Origin of the sequence: Paraburkholderia sp. CNPSo 3281 (assembly GCF_024206515.1) — a bacterium.
In the GTDB taxonomy this organism is placed as follows: domain Bacteria; phylum Pseudomonadota; class Gammaproteobacteria; order Burkholderiales; family Burkholderiaceae; genus Paraburkholderia; species Paraburkholderia nodosa.
Genome location: NZ_JAMBPS010000168.1, coordinates 1 through 866, shown reverse-complemented (window position 1 = coordinate 866; position 866 = coordinate 1). Strand labels below are relative to the sequence as shown.

Below are 866 nucleotides of genomic sequence, written 5' to 3'. Positions count from 1 at the left end.
ACCGCAAGGAGGACGGTCACCACGGCAGGATTCATGACTGGGGTGAAGTCGTAACAAGGTAGCCGTATCGGAAGGTGCGGCTGGATCACCTCCTTTCATGAGCTCATCGCTCACTGCGTTTTAAGCGCTCACACTTGTCGGCTGTAAGAAAGACAGACTCAGGGGTCTGTAGCTCAGTCGGTTAGAGCACCGTCTTGATAAGGCGGGGGTCGATGGTTCGAATCCATCCAGACCCACCACTGTCTGTGGCGGGCAGATCCCCTTGAGTATGTGTGACTGGGGGATTAGCTCAGCTGGGAGAGCACCTGCTTTGCAAGCAGGGGGTCGTCGGTTCGATCCCGTCATCCTCCACCAATCCTCAATGCACAGCGTTCTGCACGAAGCAGAACCTTTTGCATTGGCGATTGAGCCAGTCAGAGCGGTACGACGCATCACTGCGAAAATACCGGCTGTCGTTCTTTAACAATCAGGAAGAAGTAGTAAAGAGATTCATCCGAACGCGGACAGAGATGGCCGTCAAGTAGGTGAATCAGGGTTGTGATTGTATCAATGTATTTTTAAGTGATCGAAAGATTGCCTTGAAATACGGCGCAACACGAATACTCAACCTGTAGCGAGTGAGCCTCGCCGTGAGCAATCATGGCCGAGACACACCCGTTATAGGGTCAAGCGAACAAGTGCATGTGGTGGATGCCTTGGCGATCACAGGCGATGAAGGACGCGGTAGCCTGCGAAAAGCTACGGGGAGCTGGCAAACGAGCTTTGATCCGTAGATGTCCGAATGGGGAAACCCACTCCGAATGGAGTATCCATGACTGAATACATAGGTCATGTGAAGCGAACGCGGCGAACTGAAACATCTAAGT

General features: G+C 52.7%; 2 tRNA genes and 2 rRNA genes. All 4 read left to right on the top strand.

Features of this window, described 5'->3' with window-relative positions:
* Positions 1-96: ribosomal RNA gene (locus M3I56_RS40720) — 16S ribosomal RNA — on the top strand; the annotation flags it as partial.
* Between the two features lie 66 nt (positions 97-162).
* A tRNA-Ile gene (locus M3I56_RS40715) sits at positions 163-239 on the top strand.
* Positions 240-278: 39 nt separating this feature from the next.
* Positions 279-354 (top strand) — tRNA-Ala (locus M3I56_RS40710).
* A gap of 309 nt (positions 355-663) precedes the next feature.
* Positions 664-866: ribosomal RNA gene (locus M3I56_RS40705) — 23S ribosomal RNA — on the top strand; the annotation flags it as partial.